Source organism: Ectorhizobium quercum (assembly GCF_026552795.1).
Lineage (GTDB): Bacteria > Pseudomonadota > Alphaproteobacteria > Rhizobiales > Rhizobiaceae > Ectorhizobium > Ectorhizobium quercum.
On the sequence record NZ_JANFPI010000002.1, the window covers coordinates 369,242 to 388,951 of the forward strand.

The following is a 19,710-nucleotide window of genomic DNA, read 5'->3' on the forward strand; positions in this document are numbered from 1 at the left end:
CGTCATTCGTCCCAGCCGCAGACGCCCTTGATCTCCAGGAAATCATGGATGCCCCAGTCGGCATATTCGCGGCCGTTGCCCGACTGCTTGTAGCCGCCGAAGGGTGCCGCCGTGTCCCATTCGGGATAGTTGATGTAGACATTGCCGGTGCGAAGGCGCCCGGCGACGCGCCGCGCGTGGTCGCGGTCCTTCGACTGGACGTAGGAGGCGAGCCCGTAGACCGTATCGTTGGCGATCGCGACGGCCTCTTCCTCGTCCCGGTAGGGCATGATGGCGATGACCGGCCCGAAGATTTCCTCGCGCGCGATGGTCATGTCGTTGCTGACGTTGCCGAAAACGGTCGGGCGGATGTAATAGCCGCGGTTGAGGCCCTCGGGGCGGCCCGGACCGCCCGCGACCAGCGTCGCCCCTTCCGCGATGCCCTTTTCGATCAACGCCTGAATCTTGTCGAACTGGATTTCGGAGACGACCGGGCCGAGATTGGTCTCCACGTCGAGCGGATTGCCGACCTTGAGCGATTCCGCCGCTGCCTTCGCGTGGACCAGCGCCTCCTCGTGACGGTCGGCGGGCACCAGCATGCGGGTCGGCGCGTTGCACGACTGGCCGCTGTTGCCGAAGCAGTTCGTCACGCCCTTCTTCACCGAGAATTCGAAATCCGCATCCGGCAGGATGATGTTCGGCGACTTGCCGCCGAGTTCCTGGGCCACGCGCTTCACCGTGTCCGCCGCCGTCTTGGCGACGATGATGCCGGCCCGTGTCGAGCCGGTGAAGGACACCATGTCCACGTCCGGATGGCCGGCCATGACCTGCCCGACATCCGGCCCCGTGCCGTTGACAAGGTTGAACACGCCCTTCGGCACGCCCGCCGCCTCCATGATCTCGGCGAAGATGATGCCGGAAACCGGTGCGACCTCGGAGGGCTTGAGCACCATCGTGCAGCCCGTGGCGATCGCCGGCGCCACCTTGCAGGTGATCTGGTTGAGCGGCCAGTTCCACGGCGTGATCAGCGCGCAGACGCCGATGGGCTCGCGCACCACCCGGGTCTTGCCGCGCTGCTCCACAAACTCGAACCGTTCCAGCGCCTCGATGGTGGCGGCGATGTGGGCGGCGCCCGAACCGGCCTGGCTGGCTTTCGCGAAATCCAGCGGCGCGCCCATCTCCTGGCTGACGGCAGCGCCCAGATCGTCGATGCGCGCTTCGTACTCGGCCAGTATCCGCGTCAGCAGCGCCAGCCGGTCCGCCTTCGTCCACTGAGAGAAGACCGGAAATGCGGCCCTGGCCGCGGCAACCGCCTTGTCCACATCGGCGGCTTGTCCCGCGGCAATCTGCGTATAGACCTCCTCGGTCGCCGGATCGACGACATCGATCACGCCGGTTCCGCCCGGCGCGACCCACGCGCCGTCGATGAAGAATTTCAGGTGATGGCTCATGAGAAAGGCTCCGCTGGTCAGTCGGCCTGCACTATCCACCAAGGCAATCGGGTCCGCAAGGGCGGCACGGCCGCGGAAAATGGTTGACGGTTCGTAAAGGCGCTGCCCGCGGCCACGACCGGGCAGCCGCCTTTCCGTTCACGAAATTGTTCAGTCCGGATCGCGGCGATCTCCCACTTTTCGAACTTCCCCTGCAACCATCCACGCGGCATAGTTTCGGCGGGGCCGGGATTTCATTGCAATCCCGCTGAACATGACGTTCAAGGTCGGCACGGCCGCGTGCCGACCGCCTCTCCCCCACGACCGCACCCCGCCTTCATGCGAAGCGGGCGAGGAACCGCCGGATCAGCTCGATCTCGCTCGGGCGGATATCGTGGCCGCTATCGTGCCATTCCAGCGTCACCATAGCCTTCTGCTGCGAAAAGTAGCGCGCCAGCGCCTCGGTGCTATCTTCGGGGCAGATCGGGTCGCCCCGGCCGGCGGTGATCAGGATATCCGTGCCGGCAAGGTCTGCCGGCTTCGGCGCGAACGGGATCAGCGGGTGCATCAGCACCGCCGCGTCGAACAGGCCGGGATGCTCGATCAGCACATTGGCGAGAATGTTCGCGCCGTTCGAATAGCCGATCCCGATGACGCCGACCGAATCGTGCAGCGTCTTCTGCGATGTCACGAAACGCGCCATCTTCTCCGTGGCCCGCGCCAGATCGGCCATGTCGTAGCGGTCTTGCGCCAGCCGCACGAAGAAGCGCAGCGCCCCGTTTTCCGAAACGTCGCCGCGCGGCGAAACCACCGTCGCCTCGGGCAGAAGCCGCGTTGCGAAATCGAAGAACTGGTTCTCGTCGCGGCCCGTGCCGTGGAAGGTGAACAGGATGGGACGGGCCGGCAGGCCCGCCCTTTCCCGGAAGGTGTAGTCTGGCCCCAACATGGCTCAATCCTCCAGAGGCTGGAGATTCTTCTCCAGATGCGGTCGCAGATGCGCGTGCTGGCGCGGCAGTTGCAGCGCCTCGCCGAGATGGGCCGTGTCCTCGTCGCGGGCAAAGCCCGGCTCGTTGGTGGAAACCTCGAACAGGACGCCGCCGGGCGTGCGGAAATAGATCGCCCAGAAATAATCCCGGTCGATCACCGGCGTCACCTGATAGCCGGTATCCGTCAGCGCCTTGCGAACGGCAAGCTGGGCCTGCCGGTTCTCGACGGCGAAGGCGACGTGGTGGACGGAGCCGCCGCCGAGCCGCGCCATCTCCGCGCCCGGCAGGGTTTCGATCTCGACCAGATCGGCGCCGTTGCCGCCCGGCAGGACGAAACGCGCCACGCCGTCGCGGCTGTCGACCCGCTCATAACCCATGTATTCGAGCAGGTCCGCCGTGGCGCCGGCATCGCGCAGCCGCAGGGAGACACCCTGGAAACCGCGAATGGCATGATCGCCGTCGACCCCGTTTCCGGTCCAGCCCAGACGTGTGTCGCCCGCCACTTCCGCCAGCGCGAAAGTGTCGCCGTCAGGCCCGGTGAAGAACAGCCGCCTCCCGCCGAAGGCGTCCGCCTCGGAAAGCCCGGGAACGCCCTCCGTCTCCAGCCGCTCGCGCCAGTAGCCGAGCGAGCCTTCGGGAACGGAAAACAGCGTCGTGCCGACTTCGCCTGCCCCCGGACGCCCGCGGGCGATGTCCGGGAAGGGAAAATAGGTCATGACCGAGCCCGGCGTGCCGGTCTCGTCGCCATAATAGAGATGATAGACGTCGGGCGCGTCGAAATTCACGGTCTGCTTGACGCGGCGCAGGCCGAGCGTCTTCGTGAAGAACCGGTTGTTGGCGCGGGCGTCGCCCGCCATCGATGTGACGTGGTGCAGCCCCTTGATTTCGGTCAGCATGGGAAAGCCCCTTTCCGGCCCGTTGGTTTCGTGGGCCTGTGCATGGACTTATAATCGGTGCACGGGCCGCAAATGCCTAGACGGAGAGGCCGGAACGGATTGTCAATAATTATTGAACGGGACGGAAAATCGTAAACGTATCAGCGACGATCCACGGTATCGGGCAGGCGCCAGTCCACCGGCATCCGGCCCTGCTGTTCGAGCCATTCGTTGGCCTTGGAAAAATGCCGGCAGCCGAAGAAGCCGTTATGGGCCGACAGCGGCGAAGGATGCGGCGCCTTCAGCACCAGATGCCGCGACGTGTCCACGAACGCCGCCTTGCGCTGGGCATAGGAGCCCCACAGCATGAAGACGACGTGCTCACATCGTTCGTTGACGATGCGGATGACAGAATCGGTGAAGCGCTCCCAGCCGCGTCCCTGATGCGAGGCGGCTCGCCCCTCCTCGACGGTCAGCACGCTGTTGAGCAGGAGCACGCCCTGCTTCGCCCAACTTTCCAGATAGCCGTGGCGGGCCGGCGGAATGCCGAGATCGCTCTCCATCTCCTTGTAGATATTGACGAGCGAGGGCGGAATGCGCACGCCGGGCTGCACGGAAAAGCAAAGCCCGTGCGCCTGGCCTGCGCCGTGATAGGGGTCCTGCCCGAGAATCACCACCTTGACGTTTTCGGGCGGCGTCAGGTCGAGCGCCCGGAAATAGTCCGGCCCCCTGGGAAAGATGCGCTTTCCGGCATTCTTCTCGGAGACCAGAAAAGTCTTGAGCGCCTTCATGTAGTCGCTCTCGAACTCCGGTGCGAGAAACCGCTTCCAGCCTTCTTCGAGTTTCACCGTAGCCTCGGTCATGTGCCCTTCTCCCTTTAAAGGAAACGCCCGCGGCGTTGCAGCACCTCGATCTTGTAACCGTCCGGATCGGTGACGAAGAAGAACTTGGCGAACAACGCGCCGTCGCGGTTGAACTCGACGATCTTGCCCGGCGCCAGTCCCTCCGCCTCGAAACGGGCGTGTTCGGCATCGATATCCTCCACCGAAACGGCCAGATGACCGTAACCGTCGCCCAGGTCATAAGGCTCCGTGCGCCCCTTGTTGACGGTCAGTTCCAGTTCGAACGGCGTGTCGCCATTACCGAGATAGATCAGCGTGAAGGTGTCGAACTCCAGCTTCTGGACGATGCCGAGGCCGAAGGCCCGACTGTAGAAATCAAGCGACCGGGCCTCATCCAGCACGCGGATCATCGAATGGATCATTTTCGCCATAGTGCGGCTCCAGGCTGTTTCGGACGTGACGGTTCGGCCAGTTTCATAGCGCCACTTCGCCGGCAACGCCAAACTCTATTACAGGGTTTTCCAAATTCAACCGGGCAAAACCGGCAGCCTGCCGCCAACATCCCTTCCAGAAACTTCACCTGACACGCCAATTATTACGTTTACGTCAATGTAATTTTGCTGTTGCGGAAGCCCCGTCCTTCAGGCAAGAATGACGAAAGGAGACACATGCGGAAGAGGAGCCGCAGGTGTCGGGCGCCCGCGGGGCGGCATGGCGCGACGGCATCGATGATGCCTTCGCGCCGGTTCCGGGAGACTTGTGAGGAACTTCCGGTTTGCCTTCGCCGCACGGTCGCCTGACGACAGTTTGGGAGGATCATCATGACGACAATGGCTGCGAATCCGTCGACCGCAGCGTTCGACCGGATATGGCTCAAATCCTATCCGGCCGGCATTCCGGCTGAAATCGGCGCCTCGATGGCGCCGTCGCTCGGCGTGCTCTTCGAAAGAAGCTGCCAAGAGTACCGCGACCGGCCCGCCTTCACCAGCATGGGCAGGAGCCTGACCTATGGCGAGATGGAAGCGGCCACGCGCGCCGTCGGCGCCTGGCTTCAGGCCAGCGGCCTCAGGAAGGGCGACCGCGTTGCCGTGATGATGCCCAACGTGCTCCAGAACCCTGTCGCCGTCTATGGCATCCTCAGGGCCGGCATGACCGTCGTCAACGTCAACCCGCTCTACACGCCGCGCGAGCTGGAGCACCAGCTTGCCGATTCCGGCGCGAAGATCATCTTCGTGATGGAGAACTTCGCCCGCACCGTGGAACAGGTTCTGCCCCGCACGGGAATCGAGCAGGTGGTCGTCACCAGCATGGGCGAAATGCTCGGCCTGAAAGGCCACATCGTCAATCTCGTCGTCCGCCGGGTGAAGAAGCTGGTGCCGGCCTGGTCGATCCCTTCGGCCATTCTTTTCAAGACGGTGCTTTCGCAAGGCGCGGATCTCAAGCTCGGGGCCGCCGAGGCCGGGCCGCAGGACATCGCCTTCCTGCAATATACCGGCGGCACTACGGGCGTTTCCAAAGGCGCGGCCCTCTCGCATGCCAATCTTCTCGCCAACAAGCAGCAGATCGCGCTGTGGCTCAATGCCGCCTTCCGGAACCGCGAGCGCCCGGAACGCCTGACCTTCCTGTGCGCGCTGCCGCTCTATCATATCTTCGCGCTGACGGTGAATTCGCTGATGGGCGTGGCGCTCGGAGCCAACAACGTGCTGATCGCCAACCCGCGCGACATCCCCGCCTTCGTCAAGGAAATCTCCCGCTATAAAGTCCATATCTTCCCGGGCCTCAACACGCTGTTCAACGCGCTGATGAACAACAAGGACTTCCGCGCCCTGGATTTTTCCTCGCTCGTTCTCGTGCTCGGCGGCGGCATGGCCATCCAGAAACCGGTGGCGGAACGATGGCTGGCGCTGACCGGCTGCCCGATAACCGAAGGCTACGGCCTGTCCGAAACCTCCCCCGTGGCCACCGTCAACCGGCTCGACACGCGCGACTTCACCGGCACCATCGGCCTGCCCCTGCCCTCCACCGACATCGACATCCGCGACGAGGACGGCCGCTCGCTGCCGCTCGGCGATGTCGGTGAAATCTGCATCCGCGGGCCGCAGGTCATGCTCGGCTACTGGCAGAGGCCCGAGGAAACCGCGCGGGTGATGAGCGAGGACGGCTTCTTCCGCTCCGGCGACATGGGATTCATGAACCCGGAGGGTTACGTGAAGATCGTCGACCGCAAGAAGGACATGATCCTTGTCTCCGGCTTCAACGTCTATCCCAACGAGATCGAGGAAGTGGCCATGTCGCATCCGGGCGTTCTCGAGGCCGCCGCCATCGGGGTTCCCGACGAGCATTCCGGCGAGGCGGTGAAACTGTTCATCGTGCGCAAGGACGAGACCCTGACCGAAGCCGAGATCAAGGCGCATTGCAGCGCAAACCTCACCAACTACAAGAGGCCGCGCTTCGTGGAATTCCGCGCGGACCTGCCGAAGTCCAACGTCGGCAAGATCCTGCGCCGCGAATTGCGCGGCTGATCCCGCCGCCGGCCGCATGCATGCCGAAAGGGCCGGAAGACCTCACGTCTCCGGCCCTTTCGACATTGGCGAACCGTATGCCGAGACGTCGATTTAAATCGATTGAAATGACGTGCTTGTTTCCTGCCGCAAAGCAGAATAGGCTCGCACGCGCGGTCATGGACAACTGAGACCATTCGAACGGCTGGACCGCGCCGGAAACGCCAAGGTGTGGAAAATGCAGGATATTCTGAAGCAGTTAAAGGACAATGCCTTCACGGACATTCGCGCGGCCTTCGCCACGGATCCGGATCGCTTCGCTCGCTTCAGCGCCCGGCTGGACGACCTGGTGATGGACTATTCCAAATGCGCCGTCGACGAGACCGTGCTCTCCCTGCTCGAAAAGCTGGCCGACAGGGCCGGCCTCACCGCAAAGCGGGAAGCCATGTTCACCGGCGAGCCCATCAACTTTACCGAAGGCCGCGCCGTGCTCCATACCGCGCTGCGAAACCGCTCCAATACGCCGGTTCTCGTCGACGGCCGCGACGTGATGCCGGATGTGAACGGCGTGCTTGCCGCGATGGGCGCCTTCGCCGCGGCGATCCGCGACGGCGCGCTGACGGGAGCGACGGGCAAGCCCTTCACCGACGTGGTGAATATCGGCATCGGCGGCTCTGATCTCGGCCCGGCGATGGCGACGCTGGCGCTCGCCCCCTTCCATGACGGCCCCCGCCTGCATTTCGTTTCCAACGTCGACGGCGCCCATATCGCCGACACGCTGAAGACGCTGGTGCCCGAAACCACGCTGTTCATCGTCGCCTCCAAGACCTTCACCACCATCGAAACCATGACCAATGCCGCCACCGCGCGCCGCTTCGTGGTCGAGGCGCTGGGCGAGGCTGCGGTGGCGGCGCATTTCGCCGCCGTCTCCACCGCGCTCGACAAGGTGGACGCCTTCGGAATCGGCGCGGAACGCACCTTCGGCTTCTGGGACTGGGTCGGCGGACGCTATTCGATCTGGTCGGCCATCGGCCTGCCGCTGATGATCGCCATCGGCCCGGAGGATTTCGGCCGCTTCCTCGACGGCGCCCATGCGCTCGACACGCATTTCCGCGAGGCCCCTTTCCGCGAGAACCTGCCGGTGCTGCTCGGCCTCATCGGCTATTATCATCGCAACGTGCTGGGCTATCCCTCGCGCGCCATCCTGCCCTACGACCAGAGGCTTTCCCGCTTCCCCGCCTATCTCCAGCAGCTCGACATGGAATCGAACGGCAAGTCCGTGACCATCGGCTCGAAGCCGGTCGAGGGCCAGACCGGCCCGGTCGTCTGGGGCGAGCCGGGCACCAACGGCCAGCACGCCTTCTACCAGCTCATCCATCAGGGAACCTCGGTCATCCCGTGCGAATTCATGGTCGCCGCCAACGGGTTCGAGCCGGATTTGCGACACCAGCACGAGTTGCTGATCGCCAATTGCCTCGCCCAGTCCGCCGCGCTGATGAAGGGCCGCACGCTGGAAGAGGCCGCCGCGCAATTGCAGGCCAAGGGCGCGGACGCCGAAACGGTGGCGAGGATCGCACCGCACCGCGTCTTCGCGGGCAACCGCCCCTCGATCACCTTCGTCTACGACAGGCTGACCCCGGAAGCACTCGGCCGTCTGATCGCGCTCTACGAGCACCGCGTCTTCGTGGAGGGCGTGCTGTTCGACATCAACTCCTTCGACCAGTGGGGCGTGGAACTGGGCAAGGAACTGGCGACCGGCCTGCTGCCCGTCGTCGAAGGCAGGCAGGACACCGGCGGCCAGGATTCCTCCACCGCCGGGCTCGTCGCCGCCCTCCTCGCGGCGAAGGCCTGACACCGCCCCTCGTTTCTTCCGGTGCAATCCGCTCGGAAAAGCGCTACACGCTTTCCGGCATATGTCTGAAGACGGAGAAACAACGCTGTGAGTATCGGATTGCTGGCCCTGCTCGACGATGTTGCGGGGATAGCCAAGGTGGCGGCGGCGTCGCTGGACGACGTGGCCGGACAGGCCGCCAAGGCAGGCGTGAAGGCGGCGGGTGCGGTGATCGACGATGCGGCGGTGACGCCGCGCTATGTCGACGGTTTCGCCGCCGAGCGCGAATTGCCGATCGTCTGGAAGATCGCCCTCGGCTCGCTTCGCAACAAGCTCCTCATCCTGCTGCCCGTGGCGCTGGCGCTTTCCGCCTTCATGCCGGGCCTCATCACGCCGCTTCTGATGCTCGGCGGCGCCTATCTCTGCTACGAGGGTGCGGAAAAGATCTACGGCGCCCTGTTTCCGCATGAGGCCCATGCGCACGAGGACGCGACGGGATCGGTGAACCCGACCGCCGCATCGCTCGAGGAGGCGAAGGTCGCCGGCGCGATCAAGACGGATTTCATCCTTTCCGCCGAGATCATGACGATCGCACTCTCCGCCATTCCGCAAGGCAGTTTCTGGATGGAGGCCGCCGTGCTCGCCCTGGTCGGCACCGGCATCACCATCGCCGTCTATGGCGGCGTGGCGCTGATCGTCAAGGCCGACGACGCCGGCCTCTATCTGGCGAGAAACGGCGTCGGCCCGCTCACGCGCGGGTTCGGCCGTTTTCTGGTCAAGGCCATGCCCCGCTTCATGACGCTGCTCGGCATCGCCGGAACGGCGGCGATGATCTGGGTCGGCGGCGGCATCCTGCTGCACGGGCTGGAAAGCTTCGGCCTCGGCGGTGCTGCCCACGCGCTGGAACACTGGGCGCAGGTGGCGGCAAGCGCGCTGCCCTCCGCCTCGGCCTTCGTGGAATGGGCCGTCTTCGCCTTCGGATCGGGCATCGCCGGCCTTCTGGTCGGCGCACTGCTCATTCCCGTTGCGGGGTATGTCGTCGGTCCCCTGCTCGCCCGGTTCGGACGCTAGACTCTGGCGCTGTCCTGCACGACCACGACGCGGGTGCCCGAATTGACGCGGTCGTAGAGGTCGATCACATCGTGATTCATCATGCGGATGCAACCGCTGGACATCGCCTGGCCGATGGACCACGGCTGGTTGGTGCCGTGGATGCGGAACATCGTGTCGTTGCCGTTGCGATAAAGATAGATCGCGCGCGCGCCGAGCGGATTGTTCGGCCCCCCGGGCATGCCGCCGGCATATTTCAGGTTCCGGGCCGGATCGCGGCGGATCATGTTGGCGGTCGGCGTCCAGCTCGGCCATTCGGCCTTGCGCCCGACATAGGCATTGCCCTGCAACGCCAGTCCCTGGCGCCCGACGCCGACGCCGTAGCGAAGCGCGCGGCCATCGCCCAGCACGTAGTAGAGACGGCGCGACGGCGTGTCGACGACGATCGTGCCGGCCGGATGCGTGGTCGGATAGGCGACCTCGGTGCGACGAAGCTCGGGCTTGATCTTGGTGAGGTCGGCCGCCTTCATCGGATGCTTCTCGTCGGGCTTCGGCCCGTAAAGCGCCTGATGCTGCGATGCCGTGGTGGAGCAACCGGCAAGGAAAACCAGGGAAAGGCCCGTCAGAAGGCCGCGTCGCGTCATCGTCATGTCGTTTCTTGTCCTCGCAACCGCATTCGTTGAGAGGAAAATTAACGAGTATGGTTAACGGACCTTTAAGAGCGGCGCCTTGCGAGAAAGAATTGAGGCGAAACCGCCTTATTTTGCCAGCGCTCACGCAAGCGTGACCAGCGTGCCGGACTTGACGAAAGCAATTCGGTAGCCGACGAATTTTTTACAAAACGACTCAAAAAGGAAATCCGGTGGCTCAATGACCGCCGGAGCGGATGATACGAAACATCAGGTGAAATCGTTTTTCCGGGAGAATTCCATGACCGCGACGGTGACATATCTCCGCGAGCCTGCCATTGCCACCACCACCAGACCGGAAGATCTGCGCCTGTCGATGCGCCATCTTGCCGGCGGCGTCTGCGTCATCACCGCCGGCGGCGGCAACGACCGGACCGGCGCGACCGTCACCTCCGCCACCGCCCTTTCGGTGGACCCGCCGACGATGATCGTCAACATCAACCGCAGCTCCTCACTGTGGCCCGTGATCAGCCGCCACAACCATTTCTGCGTGAACGTCCTCGCCGCCGGGCAGCGCCCCGTCGCCGACAACTTCGCCGGCAAGGGCGGGCTGAAGGGAAGCGAGCGCTATCGGGACGGCGAATGGTACGCGCTTGAAAGCGGCGCGCTCGCGCTGAACGGCGCCCTCGCCGCCATCGACTGCGCCGTCGAGGACGTCATCGAGCGGCACACCCACGCCATCGTGATCGGCCGCGTGCTGGCCATTGACACCGGCGCGGGCGGCGAACCGCTGATCTACCATGACGGCAGCTACGGCAGTTTCGACGGGCGCTGAGCCCGCCGTTCCAATGGGCGGGCGACGGTGCCCGCCGCCGGACACCTGAACGCGCCCGCCGCTGAAAGGCACGGCCGGTCCGTATGGCCGGGCGCTGCGCTCCGTTGCCTGCCCCGGCGATGAAAGCGTCATGGGGTCCCCCCCGGCTTGCTAAAGCCGGCCGCAAGCGTGCTGGCGGTGCCGGTTTTCTTGCCGCTCCGAAACCCGCCGGGCGGATGGCAGGAGGGAAATTTGTAACGAAATGTATCATTCGCCCCGTTTGACACGTTCGCTTACCCAAACGCCTTCCCGCGGCAAGTTTTGATGACAAAAGGGGAGTACGGTCCGGTCCAGTTCAACCGAAACCCTGCCCGGATCGACCATGCAAAACGCGACCATCGACAGACGCTCTTGTCCGAAGGCGGCGGCGGGACGGAACCACCGCCGCGCCTTTGCCCTTTTCGCCCTCCTGCCCTTTCTCGCCGTCTCCTGTAGCGAGGAACCGCAGGCCTCGAAAACCGCCGCTGCCGCCGCCCGGCCGCAGGTCAGCGTGACGGTGCTGCACCCGCAGAACGTCGCCGTCACCGCGGAACTTCCCGGGCGCACGGCGGCATCGCTGGTCGCCGAGGTACGCCCGCAGGTCACGGGCATCATCCGCGCCCGCAACTTCAGGGAAGGCAGCGAGGTGAAGGAAGGCGACGTTCTCTACGAGATCGACCCGGCAACCTATCAGGCGGCCTACGACACCGAAGTCGCGGCGGTGCAGAAGGCCGAGGGCGCCCTTCCGAGCGCCCAGTCCAAGGTCGACCGCTACAAATCGCTGGCGCAGCAGAACGCCGTCAGCGCCCAGGATTACGACGACGCCACATCCACGCTCGCGCAGGCGCAGGCCGACCTCGCCTCCGCCAGGGCCGCGCTGGAGACGGCGCGCATCAATCTGGATTACACCAAGATCCGCGCCCCGATCGACGGGCGCATCGACGAATCCTCGGTGACGGTCGGGGCGCTGGTCCAGGCCGCCCAGACGACGGCGCTGGCGACGATCAACAGCCTCGACCCGATCAATGTCGACGTCACCCAGTCGAGCACCAATCTTCTCAAGTTCCGCCGGGCCGTCGAGGAAGACCGGCTGAAGATGAGCGGCGACAATGTCGCGGTTCGCCTCATTCTGGAGGATGGCTCGACCTACGCGCAGAACGGCACGCTCGAATTCACCTCGGCATCGGTCGACAAGACCGTCGGCACCTTCACGGTCCGGGCGACCTTCCCCAATCCCGACCGGCTCCTGCTGCCGGGAATGTATGTGCGCGCCATCATTGAGGAAGGCGTGGCGCAGAACAGCTTTCTCGTTCCGCAACGGGCCGTCACCCGCAACGCCAAGGGCGAGGCGACGGCGATGTTCGTCGATGCCGACGGCAAGGTCGCGCAGCGGATCCTGCCGGTGCAGCAATCGGTCGGCAACAGCTGGCTGGTCTCGGACGATATCGCCGACGGCGATCGCGTCGTCGTCGAAGGTCTCCAGCAGATCAAGGACGGGCAGGGCGTGACCGCGACCGAGGTCATTCTCGACGATGCGACCGGCATGATCAAACAGTCGGACGCCGGCACGGCCAACCCGGCGGATCAGGCCGCGCTCTCTCCCGACCGGAAGTGAAGGTACACCATGTCCCGCTTTTTTATCGACAGGCCGATTTTCGCCTGGGTGATCGCCATCGTCATCATGCTGGCCGGTGCCCTGTCCGTCAGCACCCTGTCCATCTCGCAATACCCGCAGATCGCGCCGACGACGGTGCGGATTTCGGCCACCTATTCCGGCGCCGATGCCCAGACCGTCGAGAATTCCGTGACGAAGATCATCGAGCAGGGCATGACCGGGATCGACAATCTCGACTACATGACCTCGACGTCGCAATCGACCGGCGCGTCCTCCGTGTCCCTGACCTTCACCAACACGGCCGATCCCGACGTCGCGCAGATGCAGGTGCAGAACAAGTTGCAGCTCGTCGAAAGCCAGTTGCCGCAGGCGGTGCAGAATGCCGGGATAACCGTCACCAAATCCACCTCGAACTTCCTCATGGTCATCGGCTTCGTCTCGACCGACGGCAAGCTGACCGCCAACGACCTGACCGATTACGTCAACGCCAGCCTGAACGACACGCTGAAGCGCGTCGAGGGCGTCGGCGACACGCAGCTCTTCGGCGCCGGCTATGCGATGCGCATCTGGCTCGACCCCGACAAGCTCTCCAAATATTCGCTGATGGTCAGCGACGTCACCTCGGCTATCGAGGCACAGAACACCCAGGTCGCGGCCGGCCAGCTCGGCGCGCTTCCGCAGGTCCAGGGCCAGCAGCTCAATGCCACCGTCACGGCGAAGAGCCGCCTGCAAACGGCGGAGCAATTCGAGAACATCATCCTGAAAAGCAACAGCAACGGCTCCCTGGTGCGGCTCAACGACGTCGCGCGCGTCGAAATGGGCGCCGACAGCTATACCAGCGCCAGCATGTATAACGGCAAGCCTTCGGCCGGCCTGTCGATCATGCTCGCCTCCGGCGCGAATGCGATCGACACCGCCGAACGCGTCCAGTCGACCATCGAGAGCCTCAAGGAGACGCTCCCCTCGAATGTCGAGGTCGTCTATCCCTACGACACGACCCCCTTCGTCAAGCTGTCCATCGAGGATGTGGTCGAGACGCTGGCGGAAGCCATCGTGCTCGTCTTTCTGGTGATGTTCGTCTTCCTCCAGAATATCCGCGCGACGCTCATTCCGACGCTGGCGGTTCCGATCGTGTTGCTCGGCACGTTCGGCGTGCTGGCCGCCTTCGGATACTCGATCAACACGCTCACCATGTTCGGCATGGTGCTGGCCATCGGCCTGCTGGTGGACGACGCGATCGTGGTGGTGGAGAATGTGGAGCGCGTCATGGAGGAGGAGGGACTGTCACCGCGCGAAGCGACCATCAAGTCGATGACGGAAATCACCGGCGCGCTGATCGGCATCGCCACCGTGCTGTCGGCGGTGTTCGTTCCGATGGCGTTCTTTTCCGGGTCGGTCGGGGTCATCTACCGGCAATTCTCCGTCACCATCGTGTCGGCCATGATCCTGTCGGTGATCGTGGCGCTGATCCTGACGCCGGCGCTGTGCGCGACGATCCTCAAGAAGCCCGCGCATGGCGCGAAGGAGCGCGGCGTCTTCGGCTGGTTCAACCGCGGCTTCGAGCGCGGAACCGGACGCTACCGGCAGAGCGTCGGCGCCATCATCCGGCGCAGCCCGATCTTCCTCGTTCTTTTCGTGCTGATATCGGTGGCGGTCGCCTATCTCTTCTCGACCCTGCCCAGCTCGTTCCTGCCGGAAGAGGATCAGGGCACGCTGATCACCAGTGTCAGCCTTCCCGTCGGCGCCACCGCCGACCGCACCCAGCAGGCGCTCCGGACCGTCACGGATTACTATCTCAACGAGGAAAGCGCCTATGTCGACGGCGTGATGTCCGTGCGCGGCTTCGGGTTCGGCGGACAGGGACAGAATGTCGGCATGGCCTTCATCAAGCTGAAGGATTTCGGCCTGCGCAACACGCCGGAAGCCAGGGCGCAGGCCATCGCCGCGCGGGCGACCAAGGCGTTTTCCGCCATCAGGGACGCCCGCATCAACGTTCTGGCGCCGCCGGCGATCCCCGGTTTCGGCAATAATGCCGGCTTCGATTTCTACCTGAAGGACATGAACGGCGCCGGACACGAAAAGCTCATGGCCGTGCGCAACCAGCTGATCGCCGCCGCCTCCGCGAATACGAAACTCGCCGGCACGCGCCCCAACGGCCAGGACGACACGCCGCAATATTCCGTCGAAATCGATGAGGAAAAAGCCAGCGCCCTCAATCTCTCCTTCTCGGATATCGACACGACGCTGTCGACCGCCTGGGGCGGCAGCTATGTCAACGACTTCATCGACCGCGGCCGCGTGAAGAAGGTGTATGTGCAGGCCGACGCGCCATACCGCATGCAGCCGCAGGACTTCGACCGCTGGTACGTCCGCAATTCGGATGACGACATGGTGCCGTTCGCGGCCTTCGCGACCGGACACTGGACCTACGGCTCGCCGCGCCTGGAACGCTATAACGGTTCGGCAGCCGTCGAAATCCAGGGAGCCGCCGCCGCCGGCGTCTCCACCGGCGATGCCATGAACGAGATCGACCAGCTCGTGAGCCAGTTGCCCGCCGGCTTCGGCCACGAATGGACCGGCCTTTCCGCCCAGGAGCGGCTGTCCGGCAGCCAGGCGACCCAGCTCTACGCGATCTCCATCCTCGTCGTCTTCCTGGCGCTTGCCGCGCTTTACGAAAGCTGGTCCATTCCGCTCGCGGTTATGCTGTCCGTGCCGATCGGCATCTTCGGCGCCCTGCTCGCCGCGACGCTGTTCGGCCAATCCAACGACGTCTATTTCAAGGTCGGCCTGCTGACGACCATCGGGCTGGCCTCGAAAAACGCCATCCTGATCGTCGAGTTCGCCATCGAGCAGCAGAAGACGGGCAAGAGCCTGGTCGAGGCGACGCTGGAGGCGGCCCGGCAGAGGCTGCGGCCGATCCTGATGACGTCGCTGGCCTTCATCCTCGGCGTCATGCCGCTGGCCATCGCCAACGGAGCCGGCTCCGGCAGCCAGAACTCCATCGGCATCGGCGTCATGGGCGGCATGATTTCGGCCACAGTGCTGGGGATCTTCTTCATTCCGCTGCTGTTCGTCGCCGTCCGCCGGGTCTTCAAGGGCAAGGGCAACCGGAATGCCGGCGAGGCGCCCCTGACGGAGAACGCTGCACCGTCTTCATCGCCGTCATGAGCATCGCCCGGCGGCCCCCTTCCCCTCGCCCCGGACATCCGGCTACACTTCTCCCGCGCCCTTGCGGGAAAACGGACAGACACCGGACCGGCCGCGCAATCGCACCGACTCAGGAATACGGCATTGGACCGAACGCCCCATATACTCGTGGTCGATGACCACAAGGAAATCCGAGACCTCCTCGCCCGTTATCTCACGCAGAACGGATTGCGGGTGAGCACGGCCAGCGGCGGCAACGAGATGCGCCAGCAGATGCGCGCCGCCGCCATCGACCTCGTCATCCTCGACGTGATGATGCCGGGAGAGGACGGGCTGACACTGTGCAAATTCCTGCGACAGTCCTCGGACGTCCCCATCGTGCTGCTGACGGCGGTCTCGGAGGAAACGGACAAGGTGGTCGGGCTGGAGATCGGCGCCGACGACTACGTGACGAAACCATTCAACCCGCGCGAGCTTCTGGCCCGGATCAGGGCTTTGCTGCGCCGCGCCCGCTCGGCCGAGACGGCCCGGCCGGCGGCCGAGAGCAGGCAATACCGCTTCGGCGAGTGGTCGCTGGATGCGCTTCGGCGAACGCTGACCGGCAAGGATGGCGTCGAGGTGCCGCTCGGAAGCGCCGAATTCAGGCTGCTGCTCGCATTCGTATCGAGACCGGGCGTCGTCCTGTCGCGAGACCAGCTGCTGGACATCACCGCCGGCAGGTCCGCGCAGGTCTTCGACCGCAGCATCGACAATCTGGTCAGCCGGCTGCGCCGGCGCATCGAGCCCGATCCCCAGCAGCCGACATTCATCAAGACGGTCTGGGGCGACGGATACACCTTTGCGGGAACCGTCGAGGAAATCGCGTGAGACAGGCAGCATTATCGCTCTGGCCCAGAACGCTAGTCGGTCGCCTGATCGTTTCCATGATCGCCGCCCTCGCCTTCGCCCAGATCACGCTGGTTCTCATCCTCAACAGGCAGCAGGACAACATCGTCGGAAGGGTCGTTCACAGCCAGACCCTTCCGACGACCGCCGCCATCGCGCGGTTCGTTGCCGAAAATCCCGGCAGCACAGAAGACGCCATCGTTTCGGCGTTCGGCTCCGCCCGGCTATGTCTGGCGATCGACGCGCAATCCCCCCTTGCCGGGCCGATGACCGAGGCGGAACGGCACATCGCCGACCTTCTGGCGATCCAGCTCGGAGCGGTCCGTTCCGGAAAGCCGGTCGTCGGGATCGACTATGTCGACGGCAACGAGCCGGTATGCCCCTACCCGGTGGCCGATCCGCGCGATGCGCCCGATGTCGAGGGCATCGCCGCCTCCGCCGACGAACAGGCGAAATACTATTCGCGCAACGTCGCCCTGAACATGGCGGCACCGCTACCCGATGGCCGCTGGTTGTCCGTCCGGTTCGCCTTCGAGCTTCCCGCGTTCTGGAACCCGATCGCGCTGATGTCCTTCGCCATCTCGTCCTTCGCGGTGATCGTGGCCGTGGTCATGACCGTGCGCGAGCAGACCCGCTCGCTGCGGATGCTGGCCGTCGCCTCCGAGAAGCTGGGACGCGGCGAAACGGCCGAGCCCCTGGCCGTCGTCGGGCCGTCGGAGGTGAAGGCGACCATCGGCGCGTTCAACACGATGCAGGACAGGCTGCTGCAATATGTCGGCGACAGGCTTCGGCTTCTGGCCAGCATAAGCCACGACCTTCGCACCCCGCTGACGACGCTTCGCCTGAAGGCCGAATTCGTCGACAACGATGCCGTGCGCGACGATCTCGTGGCGACCATCGACGAACTGACCTCGATCTGCGAGGCGACGCTGGCCTTTTCCCGAGCCGAGGCGACCACGGAGGAAACCGTCTCCGTCGATCTCGCGGCCCTGATCGGCGAGGTCGTCGAGCAATTCCGGCTCATGAAGGCCGATGCCGTCGCGGCAGAGCTTCCCTCGATAGACTACCCGATCCGGCCGGTCGCCTTCAAACGCGCGCTTCGCAATCTGCTCGACAATGCCGTGCGCTACGGCAAGCGCGCGACGGTGACGCTGGGCGACATGGGCGACGAGATCGTGATCGCGATCGAGGACGACGGGCCCGGCATTCCCGCCGATCTCGTCGAAAGCGCCTTCAACCCCTTCGTCCGCCTGGAGGCGTCCCGCAACAGCGAGACCGGCGGCATGGGCCTCGGCCTGTCCATCGCCCGCAGCATCGTCAAGGCTCACGGAGGCAGCATCTGGCTCACCAACGCGGAAACGGGCGGCTTGCGCGCCGAAATCTACCTTCCCGCGAAAACGGGAAGCTGATCCGGCAACCGCACCGGCCTGCCGCCGCACCGAGAAAGCGGGGCGAGATGGAATCACTCGAAAGGGAAGATCAAACGCAACGTGAATGCCGGGAAAGGTATGGTAGCGGAGGAGGGATTTGAACCCCCGACACAAGGATTATGATTCCTCTGCTCTAACCAACTGAGCTACTCCGCCACAATGCGCTGAAAACGTTTCCGTTTCAAAGGTCCGGCGCATTCCGTTGGTCGGGCTTATAAGGCGCTCTTCCGTTTCCTGTCAAGCGTCATGAAAGAAGAAAGCGCGCTTTCCCGGATGCCGTTTACGCCCGGGCCGCCTGCGGGTCGTTTGCGCCGGAAACGGCTGCCGGACGTGCCAGAAGCGCGGCAAGGGCGGCCTCCGATTCGGGCGAACGCTGCGAGCGTTCGATGAAGCCGCCGCCATAGACGCGAGCATCCTCGCCCGGCGCCGAATAGAGCACGCAAGCCTGGCCGGAAGCGATTCCCGCCTCGCCCACTTCCAGTTCGACATAGATGCCGCCTTCGTCCCGCGCCAGACGCGCCGGCGCCGGCGGGCGGGTGGAACGCACCTTGGCGAAGCAGGCAAAACCGGCATCCGCCGTATTGTCGAGCGGATCGTCGCCCAGCCAGTTCACGTCGCGAAGATAGACGCGGCGCGTTTCCAGCGCTTCCTTCGGGCCGACGACGACGCGGCGGTTGCGGGCATCGAGATAGACGACGTAGAGCGGTTCACCGGTCGCGACGCCGATGCCGCGGCGCTGGCCGATCGTATAGTGCAGGATGCCGTCGTGATGGCCGAGCACGCGCCCGTCGAGATGGACGATCTCGCCGCCGAGCGCCGAGTCGGGGCGCAGCCTGGTGATGATGTCGGAATACTTGCCCTGCGGCACGAAGCAGATGTCCTGGCTGTCGGCCTTCTGCGCCACGACGAGGCCCATGTCCTCCGCCAGCCTGCGGGTTTCCGCCTTCGACATGCCGCCGAGGGGGAAGCGCAGGTAGTCGATCTGCTCCTGCGTCGTCGCGAACAGGAAATAGCTCTGGTCGCGTTCGGTATCGACCGGCCGGTAGAGCGCGCGGCGGTCGGGCCTGCCCGGCGCCGGATTCGGGCGGGAACGGATATAATGGCCGGTCGCCAGCGCATCCGCGCCGAGTTCCTTCGCCGTCGCCAGAAGATCGGCGAACTTGACGGTCTGGTTGCAGGCAACGCAGGGGATCGGCGTTTCGCCGGCGACGTAGGATTCAGCAAAGGGATTGATCACCGTTTCGCGGAACCGGGCTTCGTAATCCAGAACGTAATGGGGAATGCCGAGCGTTTCGCACACGCGGCGCGCATCGTCGATATCCTGCCCCGCGCAGCACGAACCGGCGCGGTGAACCGCGGCGCCGTGATCGTAGAGCTGCAACGTGATGCCGAGCACGTCATAACCCTCGCGTTTCAGAAGACCGGCGACGACGGACGAATCCACACCGCCCGACATGGCGACCACCACGCGGGTATCCTCAGGCTTCTTGTCGAAATCGAGCGTGTTCACGGCTTTTCCGCTTCCCCCCGTCCAAACGGCGCGAGAGACGTTCCGGGGAATGTTCCTGCAAATACGAATGCGGCGGGCACTCATCCGGCACCCGCCTCAGCTTGTCCAAGGCATATAGAAAGGAAGCGGCGCCGTTGCAAGCGCCAC

General features: G+C 64.7%; 15 protein-coding genes and 1 tRNA gene. 8 read left to right on the forward strand and 8 right to left on the reverse strand.

What is annotated here, in order from left to right; genetic code table 11:
• Positions 1–2 precede the first annotated feature (2 nt).
• The 5 genes from NOF55_RS06465 to NOF55_RS06485 all read right to left on the reverse strand — a co-directional run bounded on the left by NOF55_RS06465 (position 3) and on the right by NOF55_RS06485 (position 4,543).
• Positions 3–1,430 carry an aldehyde dehydrogenase family protein gene (locus NOF55_RS06465; RefSeq protein WP_306410524.1) on the reverse strand — a complete coding sequence of 476 codons (1,428 nt, stop codon included), beginning with the start codon at positions 1,428–1,430 and terminating at the stop codon, positions 3–5.
• 316 nt (positions 1,431–1,746) lie between these two features.
• A complete protein-coding gene (locus tag NOF55_RS06470) occupies positions 1,747–2,355 on the reverse strand; it encodes an alpha/beta hydrolase (RefSeq protein ID WP_306410525.1) in 609 nt (202 codons plus the stop codon).
• A 3-nt stretch (positions 2,356–2,358) separates the two neighbouring features.
• Entirely contained in the window at positions 2,359–3,291 is a 933-nt protein-coding gene (locus tag NOF55_RS06475) for a VOC family protein (protein WP_306410526.1), read from the reverse strand.
• A gap of 140 nt (positions 3,292–3,431) precedes the next feature.
• Positions 3,432–4,133 (reverse strand): uracil-DNA glycosylase, encoded by a 702-nt coding sequence (gene ung / locus NOF55_RS06480; protein WP_306410527.1) that lies wholly within the window; start codon positions 4,131–4,133, stop codon positions 3,432–3,434.
• A gap of 14 nt (positions 4,134–4,147) precedes the next feature.
• Entirely contained in the window at positions 4,148–4,543 is a 396-nt protein-coding gene (locus tag NOF55_RS06485; protein ID WP_306410528.1) for a VOC family protein, read from the reverse strand.
• Between the two features lie 390 nt (positions 4,544–4,933).
• Between NOF55_RS06485 and NOF55_RS06490 the strand changes: the two genes are divergently transcribed.
• From NOF55_RS06490 to NOF55_RS06500, 3 genes are all read left to right on the forward strand, one after another.
• Positions 4,934–6,634 (forward strand): long-chain-fatty-acid--CoA ligase, encoded by a 1,701-nt coding sequence (locus NOF55_RS06490; protein WP_306410529.1) that lies wholly within the window; start codon positions 4,934–4,936, stop codon positions 6,632–6,634.
• A gap of 217 nt (positions 6,635–6,851) precedes the next feature.
• Positions 6,852–8,465 (forward strand): glucose-6-phosphate isomerase, encoded by a 1,614-nt coding sequence (gene pgi / locus NOF55_RS06495; protein WP_306410530.1) that lies wholly within the window; start codon positions 6,852–6,854, stop codon positions 8,463–8,465.
• A gap of 87 nt (positions 8,466–8,552) precedes the next feature.
• Positions 8,553–9,515, forward strand: coding sequence for a DUF808 domain-containing protein (locus tag NOF55_RS06500; RefSeq protein ID WP_306410531.1), 963 nt, complete (start codon positions 8,553–8,555; stop codon positions 9,513–9,515).
• Here NOF55_RS06500 and NOF55_RS06505 read toward each other — a convergent pair.
• The gene (locus NOF55_RS06505) at positions 9,512–10,144 is read right to left on the reverse strand and encodes a L,D-transpeptidase (RefSeq protein ID WP_306410532.1); all 633 of its coding nucleotides are present in this window, start codon (positions 10,142–10,144) and stop codon (positions 9,512–9,514) included. The two genes, NOF55_RS06500 and NOF55_RS06505, sit on opposite strands and share 4 nt — an antisense overlap.
• Positions 10,145–10,424: 280 nt before the next feature.
• Between NOF55_RS06505 and NOF55_RS06510 the strand changes: the two genes are divergently transcribed.
• From NOF55_RS06510 to NOF55_RS06530, 5 genes are all read left to right on the forward strand, one after another.
• Positions 10,425–10,958: a flavin reductase family protein gene (locus NOF55_RS06510; protein WP_306410533.1), complete on the forward strand. Its 534-nt coding sequence runs from the start codon at positions 10,425–10,427 to the stop codon at positions 10,956–10,958.
• A 361-nt stretch (positions 10,959–11,319) separates the two neighbouring features.
• Positions 11,320–12,591 (forward strand): efflux RND transporter periplasmic adaptor subunit, encoded by a 1,272-nt coding sequence (locus tag NOF55_RS06515; protein ID WP_306410534.1) that lies wholly within the window; start codon positions 11,320–11,322, stop codon positions 12,589–12,591.
• 9 nt (positions 12,592–12,600) lie between these two features.
• A complete protein-coding gene (locus tag NOF55_RS06520) occupies positions 12,601–15,759 on the forward strand; it encodes an efflux RND transporter permease subunit (RefSeq protein WP_306410535.1) in 3,159 nt (1,052 codons plus the stop codon).
• A gap of 123 nt (positions 15,760–15,882) precedes the next feature.
• Positions 15,883–16,605: a response regulator gene (locus NOF55_RS06525; protein WP_306410536.1), complete on the forward strand. Its 723-nt coding sequence runs from the start codon at positions 15,883–15,885 to the stop codon at positions 16,603–16,605.
• Positions 16,602–18,032: an ATP-binding protein gene (locus NOF55_RS06530; RefSeq protein ID WP_306410537.1), complete on the forward strand. Its 1,431-nt coding sequence runs from the start codon at positions 16,602–16,604 to the stop codon at positions 18,030–18,032. Before NOF55_RS06525 ends, NOF55_RS06530 begins: the two co-directional genes overlap by 4 nt.
• Positions 18,033–18,132: 100 nt before the next feature.
• Here NOF55_RS06530 and NOF55_RS06535 read toward each other — a convergent pair.
• Both NOF55_RS06535 and mnmA read right to left on the reverse strand, forming a co-directional pair.
• A tRNA-Met gene (locus tag NOF55_RS06535) sits at positions 18,133–18,209 on the reverse strand.
• Positions 18,210–18,333: 124 nt separating this feature from the next.
• Positions 18,334–19,563 (reverse strand): tRNA 2-thiouridine(34) synthase MnmA, encoded by a 1,230-nt coding sequence (gene mnmA / locus NOF55_RS06540; protein ID WP_306410538.1) that lies wholly within the window; start codon positions 19,561–19,563, stop codon positions 18,334–18,336.
• Between the last annotated feature and the right edge of the window lie 147 nt (positions 19,564–19,710).

Excerpts from the sequence above, each read along its gene's own strand:
- NOF55_RS06520 (WP_306410535.1), top strand. The coding sequence starts at position 12,601 with ATGTCCCGCTTTTTTATCGACAGGCCGATTTTCGCCTGGGTGATCGCC.
- ung (WP_306410527.1), bottom strand. The coding sequence starts at position 4,133 with ATGACCGAGGCTACGGTGAAACTCGAAGAAGGCTGGAAGCGGTTTCTC.
- pgi (WP_306410530.1), top strand. The coding sequence starts at position 6,852 with ATGCAGGATATTCTGAAGCAGTTAAAGGACAATGCCTTCACGGACATT.
- NOF55_RS06465 (WP_306410524.1), bottom strand. The coding sequence starts at position 1,430 with ATGAGCCATCACCTGAAATTCTTCATCGACGGCGCGTGGGTCGCGCCG.
- NOF55_RS06485 (WP_306410528.1), bottom strand. The coding sequence starts at position 4,543 with ATGGCGAAAATGATCCATTCGATGATCCGCGTGCTGGATGAGGCCCGG.
- NOF55_RS06490 (WP_306410529.1), top strand. The coding sequence starts at position 4,934 with ATGACGACAATGGCTGCGAATCCGTCGACCGCAGCGTTCGACCGGATA.
- NOF55_RS06510 (WP_306410533.1), top strand. The coding sequence starts at position 10,425 with ATGACCGCGACGGTGACATATCTCCGCGAGCCTGCCATTGCCACCACC.
- NOF55_RS06475 (WP_306410526.1), bottom strand. The coding sequence starts at position 3,291 with ATGCTGACCGAAATCAAGGGGCTGCACCACGTCACATCGATGGCGGGC.
- NOF55_RS06515 (WP_306410534.1), top strand. The coding sequence starts at position 11,320 with ATGCAAAACGCGACCATCGACAGACGCTCTTGTCCGAAGGCGGCGGCG.
- NOF55_RS06470 (WP_306410525.1), bottom strand. The coding sequence starts at position 2,355 with ATGTTGGGGCCAGACTACACCTTCCGGGAAAGGGCGGGCCTGCCGGCC.
- NOF55_RS06505 (WP_306410532.1), bottom strand. The coding sequence starts at position 10,144 with ATGACGATGACGCGACGCGGCCTTCTGACGGGCCTTTCCCTGGTTTTC.